The following is a 17,363-nucleotide window of genomic DNA, read 5'->3' as shown; positions in this document are numbered from 1 at the left end:
TCTCCTCAGGCGTGGATGCCGATGCGGGTGTGGGTCCACCGGAAGGAGTTGTTTCCGGAGTAGTTGGAGTAGTTCCACCAGGTGTAGGTCTGCGTGCTGGGCCAGGGGTCGCCGACCGCGATCATGTTGCTGGTGCTGTCGTAGCCGTAGACGACGTTCATGTGGCCGCCGCCGGAGGTCCAGCCGATGCGGACGGCGAAGGGGCGTCCGTTGGCTATCTCGCTCTGGGTCTCCCAGAAGGAGGCGCTGCGGTAGAGGTCGGTGCCGCTGTTGCGGAAGCCCATGTTCCGGAGGCCGTTGGCCATGTCGCCGAGCGTGGCGGGCCGGTTGTTGCAGTCCAGCCCGCTGTTGCCCTGGGCGGCCAGGCGGCAGAAGTCGTACTGGTTGTAGCCGGTGTAGCCCCAGTAGTTGGCGATGGTGAGGCCGGAGGCGTCCCAGCACCACTGGTCCCGGACCTGCTTCTGCATGCCGATGTTCAGGGCGGTCCACCCGGTGGGGCGGGTGGAGGAGCAGGCCGGCAGCCCGCCGGTGTCCTCGCGGATGAACGCGTCGGCGATGTAGTAGGCGCCGGACCAGATCCAGCGGGAATTGTTCTCGACGACGTCACCGGTGGTGCGGCAGACCATCTGGATGCGATCGCCGACCGGGGAACTGCCGGTGACGTTGGAGGACAGGGACGGCAGGGAGCGCTGGTTGACGGTGCTGAAGTTGCCCTGTCCGCCGACGACGGTGCCGGTGACGGCGGCCTGGGCCTGCGGCGCGACGGCCAGCAGCAGCCCGGCCGACAGGACGGCGGCCATCACGGAGCGTTGGCTTCCGTTTGTGTGTCATCGCATAGCGTGGCGGAAGTATCACCCTTGATCATCTCGCTCGAGAATTCCGAGCAGCAGCGGACGAAAGCCCGCACGACCGGATTGCTGTCGTCAGCGGGAGCCCAGGCGACGCCCACCCGGCTGGGGCTGACGCCGTTGACAGGCCGGTAGGTGATGCCGGGGCGGGCATAGAAACGGGCGGAGGATTCGGGGGCCAGGGCGACGCCGTAGCCGTTGGCGATCGCGCTGAGCCAGTCGTCGGGATGTTCGGTGACGGCACCGATACGGACCGGACGGCCGTCGCGTTCGTCGGCGGCCAGCCAGTGGTCCCGCCACCGGCCGGTCTCCGGTGGGGCGGCCACGAACGGCTCGTCCCACAGGTCCGCGAAGTCGATCCGGTCACGTGCGGCGAACGGGTGTGCCGAGGGCAGCGCGATCCAGCGGGGTTCGCTGAACAGCACCTCCACCCGCAGGGCGTCCTGGCCCGGGAAGGGCAGACGCAGCAGAGCGGCGTCCACGTCACCGGTGGACAGTCCGGCGGTCGGATTCGACCAGGCGGCCTGCCGCATGTCCACCTTCCAGCCCGGTCGACGGCGGGTGAACTCCGCGATGATGCGCGGCGTGGCCTCGTTGGCGGCACTGGCCAGGAACCCGACCCGCAGCACTCGTGCCGCCCGGTCGGCCGCGCTCTTCGTCGCCCGCAGCACGTGGTCCCAGTCGGCCAGCAGAGCGGGCACACGCTCCGCCAGAGCCCGGCCGGCTTCGGTGAGGGCCATGCCGGCCCGCGACCGGGTGAACAACACCACGCCCAGCCGGCTCTCCAGCTGCTTGATCTGCTTGGTCAGGGTCGGCTGCGCGACGAAGAGCCGCTGCGCGGCGTACGTCAGGTTGCCTTCTTCGGCCACCGCGACGAAGTAGCGCAGCAACCGGGTGTCGATGTCCATGCCGCCAGGCTATGGAAGGAGCCATTGGACGCCAGAGCGGGGCCTCGCGAGAGTCGACGCCGTCAACACCCGTCATCCAGGGGAGCGTTTCCCATGTTCACGGCCTATGTCGTCGTCACCGTCCTGGCCGCCGCGGCCAGCGCCTACTCGGCCTCCAACCACTACGTCCGCCCCGCATGGATGCTCGACAACATGACCGGCTACGGCGTGCCGCACACGTGGCTGCCCGCGCTGGGTGCCGCCAAGGCGGCCGGCGTGCTGGGACTGCTCGTGGGCATCGCCGTACCCGCGATCGCGGTCGCGGCGTCGGCGGGCCTCATCCTGTACTACGCCGGCGCCGTCGCCGTGATACTGCGCGCTCGCCGCTACGCCCATCTGCCGGCCCCTATGCCGTTCCTTCTGCTGGTCGTCGGCTCCCTGGCTCTGCGACTGGCCTCGCGCTGAGCGGGAAGAAGCGTTCGTGTCGTGTGCGGCAGACGAGCCGGCCGCGATGGAAGACCAGGCGGTCCGCTGCGGCGTTCGCCATGGCCGCTTCGATGGTGTCCGCCCGCACGGCCAACAGCTCCGCCGGGGCGCCCGGTTCAACGGGGGTGGTCGGTAGGCCCATGGCCGTTCGGGCCGCGTGGCTGACGGCGTCGTAGGCGGAGTGCGGGGTCAGGTGGCCCGCCAGTACCAGCAGTGAGGCGGTTTCCATGGGGTCGAAACGGCCGAGGGGGTTGAACGGGTCCCTCGCGTTGTCTCCGCCGCCCGCCACGGTGACACCGGCGGCGCGCAGCTGGGCGAGTGCGGTCAGGCCTCTCGGTACGGGGAGCGGGTGGTTCCGTGCCTGCAGGTAGAGGTTGGTCTGCGGGCACGCCACGACGGAGATCCCGGCCTGGGCCACCCGGGCGGCCGTCCGTGCGACGACGTCCGGCGGCTGCGTGCCCAGGCTCACACAGTGACTGGCGGTGACCGCGTGCGGGAAGCCTGTCCTCAGCACCCACTCGGCGAGTTCGCCGAGGGTGTTCGAGCGCGGGTCGAGCGTCTCGTCGACGTGCAGGTCCACCGGGCTTTCGCGAGCGGCCGCCGTGTTCATCAGGATGTCCAGGCACGCCGACGGGTCCTCGTCGCGGTAGGGGGCACCGCCCACCACGTCGGCGCCCGCCGCGAGCGCGTCCACCAGGAGGGAGCGGTTGTCCGCGCCGGCGGGGCCGCGGAGCGGGAAGTCCGGGAAGGCCACGATCTGCAGGTCCAGCCGGTCCCCGATCAGTTCGCGGACGTCCGTCAGCGCCTCGACCAGCACCAGCCCGGTCGTCACCCCGACGTCGACGTGCGTACGGATCGCGGTCGCGCCGCCGGCCACAAGCTCCAGCGCGGCACGCAGCGCCCGGTCGCGCACATCGGCCCGGGAGATCGTCTTCCGGGTCGCGTACCACGCCGCGACAGCCGTATCCAGGCCACCCCGGCCGTCGTCCCCGCCGGGCCCGCCGAGACTGCCGGGCCCGCCGAGCAGGACCTTGTCGAGGTGACAGTGGGGCTCGGCGGGCGCGGGGAGGAGCAAGTGGCCCGTCAGGTCGATCAGGTCGAACAGGTCCATCCGTTCGCGGTCGGTGGGCGGTAGGGCGCCCGGTGGCGTGACCGTTCGGATGTGCCCCGAATCCAGGAGCACATCCGTCACTGGGCCGCCGGGAAGGCCGGCGTTCGTCAGGAGCAGTGGGGGCTCCGGCTCGCGGTTCACCGCTCGTGGCCGCCGGGTGCGGGGTGCCGTGGGACACCGCTGAAGAGATCACCGGCGTCGAGTTCTCCCATGTCGGGCACGACCACCTGCCCGTCGAGATCCTCGTGGAGGCTGAACCCGACGAGGCCGATGCCCGCTCCGCGCAGTCTGGCCGTGGCCACGCCCGCACTGCAGACGACCGCGGCCACTTCACGACCCCCGTCACACATGCGCGCCACCGAATTCCTCGCCGCCAGCAAGGTGTCACCGGTGGCCGAGACGCAGTCGATGTAGACCGTCGCCCGGTACTCCTCCCGCGGCACCGTGGTCATGTACTCGTTGGCCGGCGAGAGGCGATTGCCGCCCGGCTCCGGCCTGCGCCGCATGCCGAGCATGCAGAAATCCGCCCACGGGAAAGCCCTCGCGAAACCGGGATACAACAGCGCGCCACCCCTCAGGACGACCACGCACAGCACGTCCTGGAGCGAGACGAGTTCATTCCGCACGATGTCTGCCGTCCGCGGGCCCAGTACGTCGCCCAGCTCGATGATTCCCCGGCGCACCTCGCCGGGATCGGTGGCGTGCCGCAGCCGGGCGAATTGCTTCCCGTCATCGGTGATTTCCGTGATGTCCGCCGGGAGGGTCACGGCGTCCCACGGTTTCCGAGGACGAGGTCGCGGCACATTTCCGTCACGTCGGCCGCCGGGTCGGCCAGTATCCCGGCCAGGGGATGCCCCGGATCCACTGTGGCGCGGTTCCGGGTCACCAGGTCCTGGGTCGCGATCAGCGTGACGGCGAGGCGGACGTCGTCGGCGGCGAGCAGGTCGTTCACCAAGGAGGCGGAGTCGTTCTTGGCGAGTGCGGCCGCGTGGGTTTCCGGGGCCAGGTCCATGACGAGGTCGGACAGGGCCCATATCCCCTCGTCGACGAGCAGGTGCGTGATGGGGTCCTCGAAGAAGTACGCCACTGCCTCGGCGAAACTCTGGCCGCTCAGCAGGAGTTTCCGGTCGGGAGCAGTGCCGCAGAAGATCCAGAACGTGCCGTCGGAGTCGAGGGTGACGGCCAGCCCGGCACTGGCCGTGTACTCGCCGCGAATCGCGTCGTTCACGGCTGTGGCCAGCGACAGATTGCCCGGCCTCGTCTCGAACGGGCCGTAGTACTCACGGAGGGTCTTGGTGGCCCCCTGGTGGTCCTCGGTCAGCCGGAGGGCCTTTCCGCTCCGCCGGAAGACATTGAACGTGATGGGGACGGACTTGCCACCGGGCAGCAGAAGGAGCCGGTTCCAGTCGTCGACCTCCTGGACGTCCGCCCCCATCTCCTCGGCGATCAGCCGGTCCACGGTGCCCAGGTCCGGCTGAATGCCGCGCAATCCCGTGGCGAAGCCGGGGCCGGTCTCCGACCAGCAGCGCAGCACATTGCCGTAGTGCTCGATCCGTACGGGCCGCGGTGCGTTGAGGTGATAGCGGTCGATGCTCAGCCGCAGCAGCAATTCGGGGTTTCCGGGATTGCGCGATCTGGCTTCGTCGATCCGGGCCATGACGCGCGCCGTGCGCCTGGGGGTCACGGCCCAGTGGCCGGCTGTGACGATCTCGATCCTGGGTACGTCGACCGTCTCCAGCAGCCTCAATATGCTGGAGAACTTCAGGAACGGCTCCCCGCCGCCCGTAATGTTGAGCTTCTGCGAGGACGACTCCGAGATGAATCGGATCGCGTCCTCCAGCTCGCCCTTCGAGAGCGCGACCTTGTCGGACTTCCGCTCGAGGTCCGACGAGTACATGCAGTGCTCGCACGCCACCGGGCACAGCTCGATCAGGTGGATGAAGAAACTCGATCCGCGGGACGGAAGTTCCTCGAGCCGGTGCCGGAACGCACCGACCAGCCTCTCGCGCGCGGTCGACGGGTCGGTGAAGGCGTCCACGAGCTGCGGGGGGTGCAATCTTCCTCCCCAGGACCGGGTCGGGTCGGTTCGGTCCCGTCAGCTTCCGTCCCGGCCGGTACGTCGTCAAGCGGCGGGTGCGGACGGGACCGGGTTGGCCCGAACCGGCCGGTCCCGCCACGAGCCCGTAGCGAGTAGCCCGTGCCCCGTTAACCCGTACCGCTACGCGAGATGGCTGATGTCACCGAGCCTGACGACCTGGCGGTTGTGAAAGAAGTCGTCCTCGCGCAGCGTGGTGATGCTGCCCGACGGCGCCCGGAAATTGGCGTAGCCGAGCGACTCGATCGGCATCCTGATCCAGGACGCCACGACGAACGTCAGGGCGAAACCGTGGGTGAAGACGACCTGATGCTCGTACGGGCGCCGCAGGATGTCGTCCATGGCCGCGTAGACGCGTCGCGCGAACACCGCTTTGGTCTCGGCTCCCGGAACGCCCTCGTCGTGCCCCATCCGGTCCCCGACGGCCGGCGGCGGAAGGAATCGCTCGTCCAGCCACTGCTGCGGCCTGCCCTCCGCCTCACCGTAGGACTTCTCCCGCAGCCTCCTGTCCAGGACCGGCTTCACGCCGAACAGTTCGGCCGCCTCCTCCGCCGTCCGCCGGGCCCGCCGCAGATCCGAGGAGATCAGCTCGACGTCGGCGCCGTCGGGGATCTCGGCCCGCAGGGCCTTGGCGATGGATGCCGCCGCGCGAAGGCCGACGGGCGTCAGGGACGAGTCGTGCCAGCCGCCGACCAGGTCCTCGACGTGGTGCGTCGCCTCCGGGTGGGCGACGACGTAAACACTGCGCACCGGTGCGTGCCTTTCCTGTGGGGGAGGGTCCTGGCGGAGGCCGGACCGCGACTAGGGAAGAGACAACTCCAGAACCATCAGACCCCACAGTAGGCGCGCGTGGTCCCGGCCCTCCATGTGTTCCGTCATCACCTTCCGCACGGCGGCGGCGCTCAGGAAGCCGGAGTCACAGAGCCGGGGTCTGGTCAGGACACCGACGGTGAAGTCCCACAGCTTGGTGCCCTGCTTCATGAAGGCATCGACCGGAAACGTGAACGGCTGCTTCGGCCGGTCGCGGACCGCCGGCGGAACCAGCCGCGCTCCCGCGTCCCAGAGGACCCGCTTGCGGAGGGATCCGTCGACCTTCAGGGCGTCGGGGGTGCGCCGGGCGAATCCGGTGACGGCCGGCTGGCAGTACGGAACCCGGCATTCGACCGCGTGCGCCATGGAGAGGTGATCGAGTTTGCGCAGGTTGAGGCTCGGCAGCTTGTGCAGCCGGTCGAAGGTCAGGATCCGCTCCAGCCGGGAGGGAGCCGGACGGCTGAGCAGCTCCAGAGAACGCCGCCGGCCGCTCACGCCGGAATCGAGCAGATCACGGTACTCGGGGGTGTAGAGCTGCCGGTATTCCGTCTCCGGGATCAGTGACAGCCGGTCGAGGTAGCGGGACGGCCAGGTGTCGTCGGGTGCCGCGAGGGCGGTGCTGTACCGGCGGTAGCCGCCGAACTGCTCGTCCGCCCCGTCACCCACGAAACAGACCCGGAATCCGCTGCTCGAGATCTCCCGGAACAGGACGTACGCGCTCAGGGCGTGCGGCGTCGCGTTCGGCGTGCCCAGCGCCGTGACCATGGCCGGGATCAGCTCGGGCAGCTCGGCCTCGCGGATCTCCACCACCTCGAGCGGGATTCCGGCGCGCGCCGCCGCCTCGCGAGCGAAGAACCGTTCGTCGGACGGGTGGTCGCCCTCGTGGCTCACATGGAAGCCGGTGACGTCGGCGCGGCGTCGGCGCAGCAGCGTCGCGAGGACGCTCGAGTCGAGGCCGCCCGAGACCTGGACGGCGACCGGCGCGGACTGCAGGGACATGTGCGCCACTTCCCGGGTGAGGAGCGCGCCCAACCGGTCCGGCGTGCAGTCGCCGTCCGCCGGTATCCACTCGGCGGCCGTCCCGCTCGCCGGCGCGTCGACGTCCCGCAGGGTCCGGTGGACCGTGCCCCCGCCGTCGCAGACCACGTGTTCACCCGGGCGCAGGGACGACACCCCGGCGTACCAGGACGAGCCGCCGGGCAGGCACTGCCAGTTGAAGTAGTCGTCGATGGCGAACGCGTCCACGTCGAGGGGCCGTCGCAGCAGTGCGGTCAGGCCGGGGAGCTCGGAGGAGAACGCGATGCCGCCCTCGGTGGTGGCGTAGTACACGCTCTTGACGGCCAGGGGATCGCACCACAGCTTCAGCCTGCGCCCGCAGCGTAGATCGACCAGCGCGATGGCGTACATGCCCTCGAGCCGTTCCACGAACCGGTCGCCGTGCAGTTCGTAGTAGGGCACGAGGACCGAGCCGTCGGAATCGCCGTCGACGTGCACGCCGTGCCCGGCGAGTTCTTCCCTGATGGCGCGGAAGTTGTAGATCTCGCCGTTGAACACCGCGTGCACCGAACCGTCGGCGTTGGTGAACGGCTGGGATCCATGGGCCGGGTCCTGGATGGAGAGGCGGTTGCAGCCCAGGCCCCAGTTCTCTCCCCTGACGTGGTGCTGGTGATCCGGGCCGCCCGCCAGTTGAGCGTCCCGGGCGGCGTCCAGAGCGGTCGCATCGGGATCAGGACCGAAGTAGCCGTAGATCCGGCACAAGAGCGTCTCCTGCAAGCCGTGAATTCCTGGTGGCGGCCAGTGGCCGCTCAGGCGGACTTGTTGTTCTCGCCAGTGGGTGCCGTCCGGTCGGCGGCCCACTGCCGCAGCGGCAGTCGGTGCTCGGCCGCGGCGCGCTTTTCCATGGCGGCCAGCAGGTCGCGCAGCGAGGGGACGTCGTCCTCCGCCTCGCGTGCGCGGAAGCAGTACTCGTTCGAGATCTCGGCGTTCCAGATCATCGTCCGGTGGAGTTCGCTCTTCAGCAGGTCGAGAAACTCCTGCCGGCCGACGAACGCCTCGGCCCCGTCGCGCACCCGGCGGATTTCGGCGAAGGCCTGGTCGATGATGTCCAGCCATTCCAGGACGGCATGGGGCGCGTCGTCCGCACTCGCCACGCCGAAGGCGTTGAGACGGCGGAAACGTGTGGTCAGCCCGGACAGTGATTCCGGAAGCCGGGACAGAAATCGTCCCAGGTACTTCGGATTGCGGTTGGTGTTCCCGTACGCGTGCGTCAGGCCGCGGAAGGTGTCGACGCCGAGCTTTCGGGCCGTGATCAGCGCGGACTCGTAGTCCCCCTGTGCCCACATTCCGGCCAGGTCGCGGAAGTCCGGATAGCTGCCGACGGCGGTGCGGAACGCGGTGTAAGCGATCTCCCCGGGGCGCAGTCCGGCTCTGATCCTCTCGAAACCGGCGGCGTTCGTCAGCGCCACGCCGTATGTGAGGCGGGACAGGAGCCGGAAGTCCACGGCCGACGCGGCGAAGCCGGACGACTTGCGGGCACGGCCCCTCATGTGGGCGTACAGCCGCGCGTGGGAGGCGAGCATGTCGGCGATCTCCTGGACCGTCCAGTACTCGACGTCCACTCCGAGCAGGCTGTCGGGCAGGTAGTCGAAGCTGGCCTTCACCCGGTCACCGCTCGTGTAGTACCTCATGTGGCCTTCCCGGGGGAAGGTGTCGCGGTGGAATCTTCCGTCCTTGGACTGCGCGATGACGGAGAAATCGAAGTCCGACGAGGGGGTGCCCGAGCCGTCCACGAGCGAGCCGGACAGCATCAGAATGTCGCTGTCGACGAGATGGATCTTCGAGAGGACGGCCTCCTCGTCGAAGTCGTCCATGCCGTCGACTGCAGCGATGTGTCTGCGGAAGGAAAGCACGACCGGTTCGGCCCCTCTCTGCCTTTGATCTCCTGCGCTGCCTTTTGATCTCCTGCAGCCGCCTTTTTGATCTCCTGCGACGCGTGGCCGGGCGTAGTGAATGGCTCAACGTAGTGGATGTCGCACGGCGCCTCAAGGGCCCGATTCGGTCGGCCGTCGGCACGGGTGGACAGAACCGGTGGGCGTGCTTGCAGCAGTGCAGACACCTGTGATAAAACGCTCGGAGTCGGGCTGTTGACGCTACATCAGCTATTCGTGCATTCCGGGTCGATGATTTCCGAAATCCCTGGGATGCGTCCGCGTCGCTTCGATCGGCATTTCATGAGGTCTCCGAGTTGCACCACGCGTGGGCTCGAAAGGTTAACGACGGGAGAAGCCTGTCTGTACGACGGACCAATGGCAGGCGCGTTATCGGAGTCGGTGTTCGCGTAGAGAGGATCAACCCCGCATGAAACCCATACGTGTTGCACTCGCCGGCGCCGGTAACTGCGCATGGAGCTTCAGCCAGTTCGTCGCCCTCGCCCAGGAGAATCCGGACACCCGCCTTCCCGGCCTCATGTGCCATACGGTGGGCGGCTACCGGCTCTCGGACGTGCGTGTCGTCGCGGCCTTCGACGTGGACGCGGCGAAGGTCGGGCTGCCCCTCACCGAGGCGTTCACCGCTCCCGCCATCTCGGCGACCGACTTCACCCAGCTCGGCGCCGACCGGACCGCCCCCGTGCTGCCGGCACCGGTTCTCGACGGCCTCACGGGGCCGCTCGGCGCCGTCGTGGAACCGGCCGCCGCCGCCCGCGATGCCACCCAGGAGGACGTCGCCAAGGCCCTCGTCGAATTCGACGTCGACGTCCTGGTGATCACCCTGCCCACGGGTGCCTCGCAGGCCATCCGCATGTTCGCCAACGCGGCCCTCGCCGCCGGAGTGGCCGTCGTCAACGCCACCCCCGAGGAACTGGCCCGGGACGCGGACATGCGCCGCAGGTTCGCGGACGCGGGCGTCGTCATCCTCGGCGACGACCTGCGCAGCCATGTCGGGGCAACGTCCTTGCACACCATGCTCATCGAACTGCTGCTCAGCCGCGGGCTGGTGCTCTCGAGCACCTACCAGCTCAACGTCGGCGGCAACACCGACTTCCTGAACCTGGCCGACGCCGGCCGTTCCGCCTCCAAATTCGCCTCCAAGGCCAACGCGCTGCGCGCCGCGGGCATGACCGACGTCGACGGCGTGGCAGGCCCCACCGGCTTCATCGGGCACCTCGCCGACACCAAGGTGTGCTTCGCCAACATCAAGGCGACGTCCGTGCTCGGCTCCGAGGTGGAGATCGATGTGAAGCTCAAGGTCGAGGACAGCCCGAACGCCGCCGGTGTCATCGCGAACGCCGTCCGCGTGGGAAAGGCCGCCACCGACCGCGGACTGTCCGGCACGGTGGAGGACCCCACCGCCCTCCTCTTCAAGAGCCCGCCGCGCGGTCTGCCCGAATCGGAGGCGAGGACCGCGTTCCTGGAATTCGCCTCCTGAGACCTGCCGGTACTCGAGCTGGAGAGACGGTCGATGCTGTCGATACAACGGGACTCCCGATCGGTCGAGGACCTGCCCTACGAACTGGTCGAGCGCAAGGGAGTGGGACACCCGGACACCATGTGCGACGCCATCGCGGAGCGCATGTCCCGCTACTACTCCCTCCACTGTCTGAAGGAGTTCGGTGGCGTCGCCCACCACTGGTTCGACAAGGTGACGCTCTACGGCGGCGGCGCGGACATCGGCTTCGGGCGGGGCGAACTCACCTCGCCGTACCGGGTGAAATTCTTCGGCAAGGCGGCCTTCCGGGTCGGTCGCACCGAGATCCCGGTGCACGACATCATGTTCCGCGCCGCCGCCGACGTCCTGGCAGAGGTCACCACCGGATTCGACGCCGCGCGCCATCTCGTCGTCGAGGTGGGCGTGGTCGACCACCAGGGCGCCGGCCGTGGACTCTCGCGGTACCAGCCGCCGTCACCGCGGGATCTGGTCCCGCTGGGATCCGGAGGGCTGGTCTCCAACGACACCAACCTCCTGCACGGCTACGCTCCGCTCTCCCGCCTCGAGAACGCCGTGCTGGGGCTCGAGAACCTGATCAACGGTTCCGGGTTCAAGCAGCGTCACGCGGACACCGGCTGGGACGTCAAGGTGTTCGGCAGCCGACGGAAGGACACCTTCAGCCTGGTCGTCAACATGCCCTTCCTCGGCGGCCGCATCGAGTCGGTGGACCGGTACCGGGCCCGCTCGGCGGTGGTCCGCAAGGAGCTGGAGCAATTCGTCGGCTCCCTGGGGATCGAGGACTTCGACCTGCTGATGAACCCCACCGAACGCAGCGGACGCCCCTACCTCACGGCACTCGGCTCCGTGGCGGACACCGGCGACGTGGGCGTGGTCGGCCGCGGAAACCGGGTCAACGGACTCATCACCCCCATGCGTCCCATGAGCATCGAGGCGCCGGCGGGCAAGAATCCGCTCGACCACACCGGCAAGATCTACAACGTCATGGCCATGCGCCTCGCCCGACAGGTGCACGAGGCCTCCGGTGGTCCGGCGCACGTCCACATCTTCACCTCCAAGGAGGCACCGCTCGAGCGCCCGGACGAGGTCGTCGTGACGACCCCCGACGGGGACGAACAGACCCTGAAGGCCCTGGTGGAGACGGCGCTGGCCGGCACGGGCGAGCTGACGGCAGAGCTGATCGAGACGGGCATCACCCTGTGGTGACCGGCGAGCACGCGCGGACCCTCGTCGCCGAGGCACGTCGCACGGGCCGCCGCCAGGACACCGGACCCCCGCGTGACCCGGCACCGGAGGCCGGCACGCACTTCGCGGTCCTCGTCAAGCCCGAGGTCCTGACGACCGCCGCAGCGGCCGACGCGACGACGGAGGTCCTCCGGGTGCTCGGCGCGGGCGCCGTGACCGTCCTGCGCTGCGCCCTGCTGCCGGCCAGGGACTTCGGGGAGCGCGGCGGCCTGCTCCTGCACTATCCCCGTCTGCACCGGGTTGCCGCCGACGGAGCACCGGCGCTGTGCTCCGGCGCCCACCGGGAACTCCGGTCGCTCATGGACGTGTCGGGAGCAGCCGGCGCCCTGGGCGCGTTCGAGGCGATGGCACACGACGCGTCCCTGAGCCCGGCCGTGCTGGCGGACCGTTGCCGGCAGGCGGGCATCCACAAGCTGGGCTCCGGCTCGTACGCCTCGACGCTCGAGCTGAACGGGCGGTCCGTCGTCGTGCTGAACGGCTTCCTGCCGGCCCTGACCTTCGGCTACACCGGCCCCACGGCCCTGGTCGGCCTCCTCGAATGCCACAGTCACCGCGAGATCGACGACCTGCGCACCCACCTCCTGGGCGCGCTCCACCCGGCTGCTGCGACCCCGGCGTCGCTGCGCGGCACCCTGCACACCCTGGCCGGCCGGCGGTACGGGATCGCGCTCTCCGAGGCCCGCAACGGGGTGCATCTGTCGGCGGGCCACCTGGAGGGCATGTTCCAGGCCTGGCGGTACTTCGCCGCGGCCGACGGGCGGGGCATCGAGAGCACGGCGCTCGGCCGGTCGCTGGCCGCGCGTGGCGTGCCCATGGCGGCCGTGACGGCGCTGGCCGCCGACCACAATCTCGCCGAGGACTCCGGGGAGACGGTGGCCCCGCACGGCGCCACCGAGAACCTGCGCCGCGACGAGGTCCTCGACCGCGTCCGGCAATGGGCCGCCACCGGGAAGGGGGCCGAGGCGTGACCGGTCTCCCGCGCGGACTGGCCGGACGTACCGCGGTGGTGACCGGCGGTGCCCAGGGCATCGGCGCCGCGGTCACCGAACGGCTGGGTGCCGAAGGCTGCCGCGTCGTGGTCCTCGACAAGAGCGCCGACCACGGCCGGGCCGCGGTGGACGCATGGCGGCGCCAGGGACGTGCGGTGCACCTGGCCGTCGGCGACGTGACGGACCAGCAGGCGGTCCAAGCGGCCTTCGCGGGCGTCCCGGCCGGCTGGCCGAGGCCGACACTGCTGGTGAACCTCGCCGCGGGCTTCGTCTTCAAGGGCCTCGAGGCGACCCCGGAGGAATGGCACGCCGCATTCGACCCCACCGTCATCGGCCTCTCCCTCGTCACCCGGCAATTCGTCGCCGGGCTGCCGGAACGCGACGCCGACGCCGCGATCGTGAACATGGCGTCGATCTCGGCCCACATCGCCCAGAGCGGTTACCTGACGTACAACACCAGCAAGGCCGCCGTGCTCGGATTCACCCGTTGCACGGCGCAGGAACTCGCCCCCCGGGGAATCCGCGTGAATTCCGTGAGCCCGGGAACCGTGTGGAACGCCAACAACGAGCGGTACCACCGCGAGGTTCTCGGACTCGACCGGGCGACCGCCGAGGCGGCACCGGAACACGGCGGCAAGTTCCTGCTCGGACGGTTCGCGGACCCGGCGGAGGTCGCGGCGCCGATCGCGTTCCTGCTGTCGTCCGAGGCGAGTTTCATCACGGGAGCCGACCTCCCGGTCGACGGCGGATACCTGGCGGTGTGAGATGAAGGTCGACCTGCACACCCACCACTACCGGTGCGGTCACGCCACGGGATCGCTGCGCGACTATGTCGTGGCGGCGCTCGACAAGGGCGTCAAGGTCCTGGGCCTTTCCGACCACACCCCGATGTTCGCGGCCGAGGAGGACCACGCGCTGCCGCCCGTGGCGATGCCGAAGTCGGAGTTCCCGGACTATGTCGCCGAAGCCCTCGCTCTCAAGGCGGAGTTCGAGAACAGCATCGAGATCCTCGTCGCCACGGAGGCCGACTGGTTCAGCGGCCGGATGGACGCGTACACCAGGGAGCTGAGCCGCTACCCGCTGGACTACATCATCGGGTCGGTCCACATGTTCGAAGGGCGGGACATCTTCGACGTCAGGCGGTGGGACACCGTCGACGAGAGCGAGCTCGCCGCGATCAAGGGGCGCTACTTCCGGGCGGTGGCCGAATGCGCCCGGTCGGGGCTCTTCCAGGTCATCGGTCATGTGGACGCCCTCAAGGGCAATTTCCCGGATCTGGGCGCCGTGTCGGCCCCCGCCGCGGCCGACGAGATGCTGCTCGCGATACGGGACTCCGGAGCCGTCATGGAGATCAATACCTCGGGCGGCACCAAGAAGTGCGGCGGCTGGTACCCCGAACACGATCTGCTCGAGCGCGCACACCACTTCGGGGTGCCGATCACGTTCTCATCCGATGCGCACGTTCCCGAACGCGTCTGTGACCAGTACCCGGAAGTGGTCCGGGTGCTCGCCGACATCGGGTTCTCGACCTGGACGGTGTTCCGCCATGGGACGGCCGGGGAATGCCCCCTGTTCTGACCGATCGCGACCACGAGCTCTGGAGCTCCGATGAATGTCAGCCACCTCGTAGCCGGCGACCCCGACGGGGCGACCACCCGGTATCTGAACGTCCGGGATCTCCTGCTGAAGATCGTCACGGCTTCGGCGGAATCCGACGCGCTGGTGTCGGAAACGTTCTGGCCCTCGGGGATGCTGGGCGTCTCCGACACCTCCCGCGAGCGCGAGCGCGAGCACGAGCACGGGAACGAGGGCGAGTACGAGAACGGGCGTGAACCGGACCTGACGATCGTCGACCTGGCCCGCGACCCCGCCGACATCCACGACCTGCTCGAGGCGGTGGCCGGGACCACCACCAGGGGTGAGTACGAACTCACCCGCGACTACCGGCTGCCGCGATTCGACGGCGACAGCTACACGGTGTTCACGCTCATCGACGTCAACTCCGACGAAGTGGCCGCCCTGGTACGCACCGAGCGCCGCATCACCATCGTGCGCCCCCCGTCCGTGCTGGGCGTCCGCTGGCTCACCCGCATCGTCCGCGACGTGGCCACGAGGGTCGCCAAGGCCGAGGGGTCGCTGGTCCTGCACTCCTCGGCGTTCGTCTTCGACGACGGCGCCTATCTGGTGATCGGCGACTCGGGCGCGGGCAAGTCCACGACGGCCATCGCGCTGGCCCGGCTGCTGCCCGCGTCCGGCTGGATGGGCAACGACCGCATGCACCTCGACCGTCGGGACGGGAACTACCGGGCCACGGCCTGTCCGCTCCCGCTCGCCATCAACAAAGGGTCGCTCGACGTCATGGGCGTCACCGACTTCGCGGCATGGTCCGTGCGCGCGGGCTTTCCGCAACCGGGCTCCGACTGGGACCGGTTCCACGGCGAGGACAAGCTGAAGCTGAGTTCCCGGGAGGTCAACCGCTACCTCGGCGTCCGCGTCGTACCGAACGCGACGCTCGCCGGAGTGATCCTGCCCCGGATCGACCGGGACGCGGATTACTTCCTGGAACCGGCAACGCGTGAATACGCCGCCGAAGTGATCGGGAGGAATTGCTTCTCCCTCGACGACAACCTGTTCGGCGAGGACTGGCTGCAGGTCCCCGTCCGCCGGCATCTCGCACCACCGTCCCTCGACAGCTTCCTGGCGCACATCGCGGAACTGCCCGTGCTGCGGTGTTCCTTGGGAAGTTCGGCCGATGTGGCGAAGCTGGCGGACGATTTCCGGGACGCCGTGCGGGGATGACCGCCTATCGGTAGCCGCCGCTGCCCGCGTTCCGTTCGAGTGCCGCCGCCGTCCTGGTGAGCAGGTCCAGGTTCCGCCGGAACCGCGACCAGAATCGGGAGACCCAGCCGAGGTACCACGGGACCAGGCTCGCGTCGCGCTGCCCGAGCAGCGCCACATGGCCGTACCTCGGCAGGAACCAGATCGCCCCGAGCCTCGCCAGGTCGCCGGCGTCGGCGTACGGAACGCGCAGGCGCGCGTGCACGAGCTCGAGGAAGCGGGCGACCGCCCCCGGGTCCAGCACGAAGTCACCGCGTGCGCGGCGGCACGAGAGCCACAGCGCCTTGGCCGCGTCGGCCGGGCGGCGGGAGAATCCGGCCTCGTCCCAGTCGATCACGGTCAGCGCCCGGGACCGGTCGAGGATCAGGTTCCGGCCGTGCAGGTCACCGTGGTGGATCACGGGGGTGCCGTCCGCACGCGTCAATCGCGCGGCACTGTTCCCGAGGTCTTCGACGTGGTCGTCCATCGCCCGCGCGAGGTCTTCCCACGCGCCGGTCAGGATCCGGTCCGCGAGTGCGCGCTCACGTTCCCCGGAGGACAGCCATGGCGACGCGTAGTCCCCGATCAGATCGTCCGTGACCTCCACACCGACCGCACGGGCGGCCAGGTCGCCGAGAACGCCGCCGATCCGGACGATGTGCTGCCGTGCGTTGTCCGACGGGGCCCCGGGCGCGAACGGCCGGACCACCACCAGGCGGGGACGCTCCGCGGGGTGGAACCCCATGCCGATCACCGGGGGGTACCAGGCCGTCCCGCGCAGCGCAGTGTCGACGCGCAGGATGCGCCGGAACTCGAGGCCGGAGGACCGGTCCGCGCAGTGGATCTTCACGGACAGGACGCGGTCCCCGTCGGTGACCCGGTAGGACGCGTTGACGCCCCGGCCCTCGAGAGCCTCCGCGTTCCCGGCCGTGACGGTCTCGACGATCTCCGGCAGCCCGAGCCGTACGGGGCCGCTCATGGCCGGCGGTCGCCCGCGGTCACCTCGCTGCCGAGCCAGTCGGTCACCTCGGCGACCAGCCGGGCGACCGGTTCGGCACTGTTCAGCCGCAGGACCGGGCAGGAGAGCCGCGCCAGCCAGCGCTCGTCCTTCTCCCGTCGGCCACCCGCGAGCGGGGTGTTGTCGTAGTCCCGCGCCCAGTCCAGGAAGTCGTGGTGAGTCACCTCATTGATCCCGCCCCGCTCGATGGTGTCGCCGTACCTGACGACCTGACGGCTCATCAGGCGGCCCATGCGGGTGCGTGGGTCGAGGGTGAGGAACACGACGCCGTCCACCTTCTCGATGACGCTGTCACCCCAGCTCCTCAGCGATCCGGAGAGGATCCAGGAGTCACCCGGCACGAACACCGCGTGCATCAGGGCGAGACGTTCCTCGACGGGACGCTTGTGGGTGTAGGGCGGGGAGGTCGGCAGCCAGAGGTAGTCGTCGACGTCCGCGTGGGGTACCGCGTGCAGGGACGCCAGCGTGCGGCCCAGCGTCGTGGTTCCCGATCCGCTCGCTCCCGTGACGAACAACCGATGTCGGCGCATGTGCGTCTCCCCTCGTCCGTCCTGGTGTCATCAACCGGCCCGCATTCCGGCGGCGGTCGACAAGTCGGCGTAAGAGAACCGTGT

The 17,363-nt window shown here is 69.5% G+C and carries 17 protein-coding genes; 7 read left to right on the top strand and 10 right to left on the bottom strand.

Annotated elements, in window-relative coordinates:
• Positions 1-5: 5 nt before the first annotated feature.
• Together ACIG36_RS12880 and ACIG36_RS12875 are read right to left on the bottom strand one after the other, a co-directional pair.
• Positions 6-800: a papain-like cysteine protease family protein gene (locus tag ACIG36_RS12880; protein ID WP_399926454.1), complete on the bottom strand. Its 795-nt coding sequence runs from the start codon at positions 798-800 to the stop codon at positions 6-8.
• Positions 800-1,756, bottom strand: coding sequence for a LysR family transcriptional regulator (locus tag ACIG36_RS12875; protein WP_399926058.1), 957 nt, complete (start codon positions 1,754-1,756; stop codon positions 800-802). Before ACIG36_RS12875 ends, ACIG36_RS12880 begins: the two co-directional genes overlap by 1 nt.
• A 93-nt stretch (positions 1,757-1,849) precedes the next feature.
• Between ACIG36_RS12875 and ACIG36_RS12870 the strand changes: the two genes are divergently transcribed.
• Positions 1,850-2,200, top strand: a complete 351-nt coding sequence (locus tag ACIG36_RS12870; protein WP_399926056.1) for a DoxX family protein — start codon at positions 1,850-1,852, stop codon at positions 2,198-2,200.
• Here ACIG36_RS12870 and ACIG36_RS12865 read toward each other — a convergent pair.
• The 6 genes from ACIG36_RS12865 to ACIG36_RS12840 form a co-directional block, all read right to left on the bottom strand.
• On the bottom strand, positions 2,142-3,332 hold the full coding sequence (locus ACIG36_RS12865; protein WP_399926054.1) for an amidohydrolase family protein: 1,191 nt from the start codon (positions 3,330-3,332) through the stop codon (positions 2,142-2,144). The genes ACIG36_RS12870 and ACIG36_RS12865 overlap by 59 nt on opposite strands.
• A 137-nt stretch (positions 3,333-3,469) precedes the next feature.
• Positions 3,470-4,099, bottom strand: coding sequence for a uracil phosphoribosyltransferase (locus ACIG36_RS12860; protein ID WP_399926052.1), 630 nt, complete (start codon positions 4,097-4,099; stop codon positions 3,470-3,472).
• Positions 4,096-5,388: a 4Fe-4S cluster-binding domain-containing protein gene (locus ACIG36_RS12855; protein ID WP_399926049.1), complete on the bottom strand. Its 1,293-nt coding sequence runs from the start codon at positions 5,386-5,388 to the stop codon at positions 4,096-4,098. The genes ACIG36_RS12860 and ACIG36_RS12855 overlap by 4 nt, the downstream gene beginning before the upstream one ends.
• 162 nt (positions 5,389-5,550) lie before the next feature.
• Positions 5,551-6,177: a histidine phosphatase family protein gene (locus ACIG36_RS12850; RefSeq protein ID WP_399926047.1), complete on the bottom strand. Its 627-nt coding sequence runs from the start codon at positions 6,175-6,177 to the stop codon at positions 5,551-5,553.
• 51 nt (positions 6,178-6,228) lie between these two features.
• Positions 6,229-8,010 (bottom strand): asparagine synthase (glutamine-hydrolyzing), encoded by a 1,782-nt coding sequence (asnB, locus tag ACIG36_RS12845; RefSeq protein WP_399926045.1) that lies wholly within the window; start codon positions 8,008-8,010, stop codon positions 6,229-6,231.
• Between the two features lie 32 nt (positions 8,011-8,042).
• A complete protein-coding gene (locus ACIG36_RS12840) occupies positions 8,043-9,107 on the bottom strand; it encodes a hypothetical protein (RefSeq protein ID WP_399926043.1) in 1,065 nt (354 codons plus the stop codon).
• A 487-nt stretch (positions 9,108-9,594) separates the two neighbouring features.
• On the opposite strand from ACIG36_RS12840, the gene ACIG36_RS12835 reads away from it, so the two are divergent.
• Genes ACIG36_RS12835 through ACIG36_RS12810 form a run of 6 tightly spaced genes read left to right on the top strand, consistent with a single transcriptional unit; the run spans position 9,595 to position 15,713 of the window.
• Positions 9,595-10,662, top strand: a complete 1,068-nt coding sequence (locus ACIG36_RS12835; protein ID WP_399926041.1) for an inositol-3-phosphate synthase — start codon at positions 9,595-9,597, stop codon at positions 10,660-10,662.
• 33 nt (positions 10,663-10,695) lie between these two features.
• On the top strand, positions 10,696-11,886 hold the full coding sequence (locus ACIG36_RS12830; protein ID WP_399926039.1) for a methionine adenosyltransferase: 1,191 nt from the start codon (positions 10,696-10,698) through the stop codon (positions 11,884-11,886).
• Complete coding sequence (locus ACIG36_RS12825; protein WP_399926037.1) at positions 11,883-12,893, top strand: hypothetical protein; 1,011 nt, start codon at positions 11,883-11,885, stop codon at positions 12,891-12,893. Before ACIG36_RS12830 ends, ACIG36_RS12825 begins: the two co-directional genes overlap by 4 nt.
• On the top strand, positions 12,890-13,678 hold the full coding sequence (locus ACIG36_RS12820) for an SDR family NAD(P)-dependent oxidoreductase (RefSeq protein WP_399926035.1): 789 nt from the start codon (positions 12,890-12,892) through the stop codon (positions 13,676-13,678). Before ACIG36_RS12825 ends, ACIG36_RS12820 begins: the two co-directional genes overlap by 4 nt.
• 1 nt (position 13,679) lies before the next feature.
• Positions 13,680-14,492 carry a histidinol-phosphatase gene (locus tag ACIG36_RS12815; RefSeq protein ID WP_399926033.1) on the top strand — a complete coding sequence of 271 codons (813 nt, stop codon included), beginning with the start codon at positions 13,680-13,682 and terminating at the stop codon, positions 14,490-14,492.
• A gap of 30 nt (positions 14,493-14,522) precedes the next feature.
• Positions 14,523-15,713 carry a hypothetical protein gene (locus ACIG36_RS12810; protein ID WP_399926031.1) on the top strand — a complete coding sequence of 397 codons (1,191 nt, stop codon included), beginning with the start codon at positions 14,523-14,525 and terminating at the stop codon, positions 15,711-15,713.
• Positions 15,714-15,717: 4 nt separating this feature from the next.
• Here ACIG36_RS12810 and ACIG36_RS12805 read toward each other — a convergent pair whose 3' ends face one another.
• Together ACIG36_RS12805 and ACIG36_RS12800 are read right to left on the bottom strand one after the other, a co-directional pair.
• The gene (locus tag ACIG36_RS12805; protein WP_399926029.1) at positions 15,718-16,710 is read right to left on the bottom strand and encodes a phosphotransferase; all 993 of its coding nucleotides are present in this window, start codon (positions 16,708-16,710) and stop codon (positions 15,718-15,720) included.
• The gene (locus tag ACIG36_RS12800; protein ID WP_399926027.1) at positions 16,707-17,279 is read right to left on the bottom strand and encodes a hypothetical protein; all 573 of its coding nucleotides are present in this window, start codon (positions 17,277-17,279) and stop codon (positions 16,707-16,709) included. The genes ACIG36_RS12805 and ACIG36_RS12800 overlap by 4 nt, the downstream gene beginning before the upstream one ends.
• Between the last annotated feature and the right edge of the window lie 84 nt (positions 17,280-17,363).

This window comes from Streptomyces sp. NPDC053048 (genome assembly GCF_044547045.1).
In the GTDB taxonomy this organism is placed as follows: Bacteria; Actinomycetota; Actinomycetes; order Streptomycetales; family Streptomycetaceae; genus Streptomyces.
The sequence above is the reverse complement of the archived record's forward strand: the minus strand, read 5'-3'. Positions and strand labels throughout refer to the sequence as shown.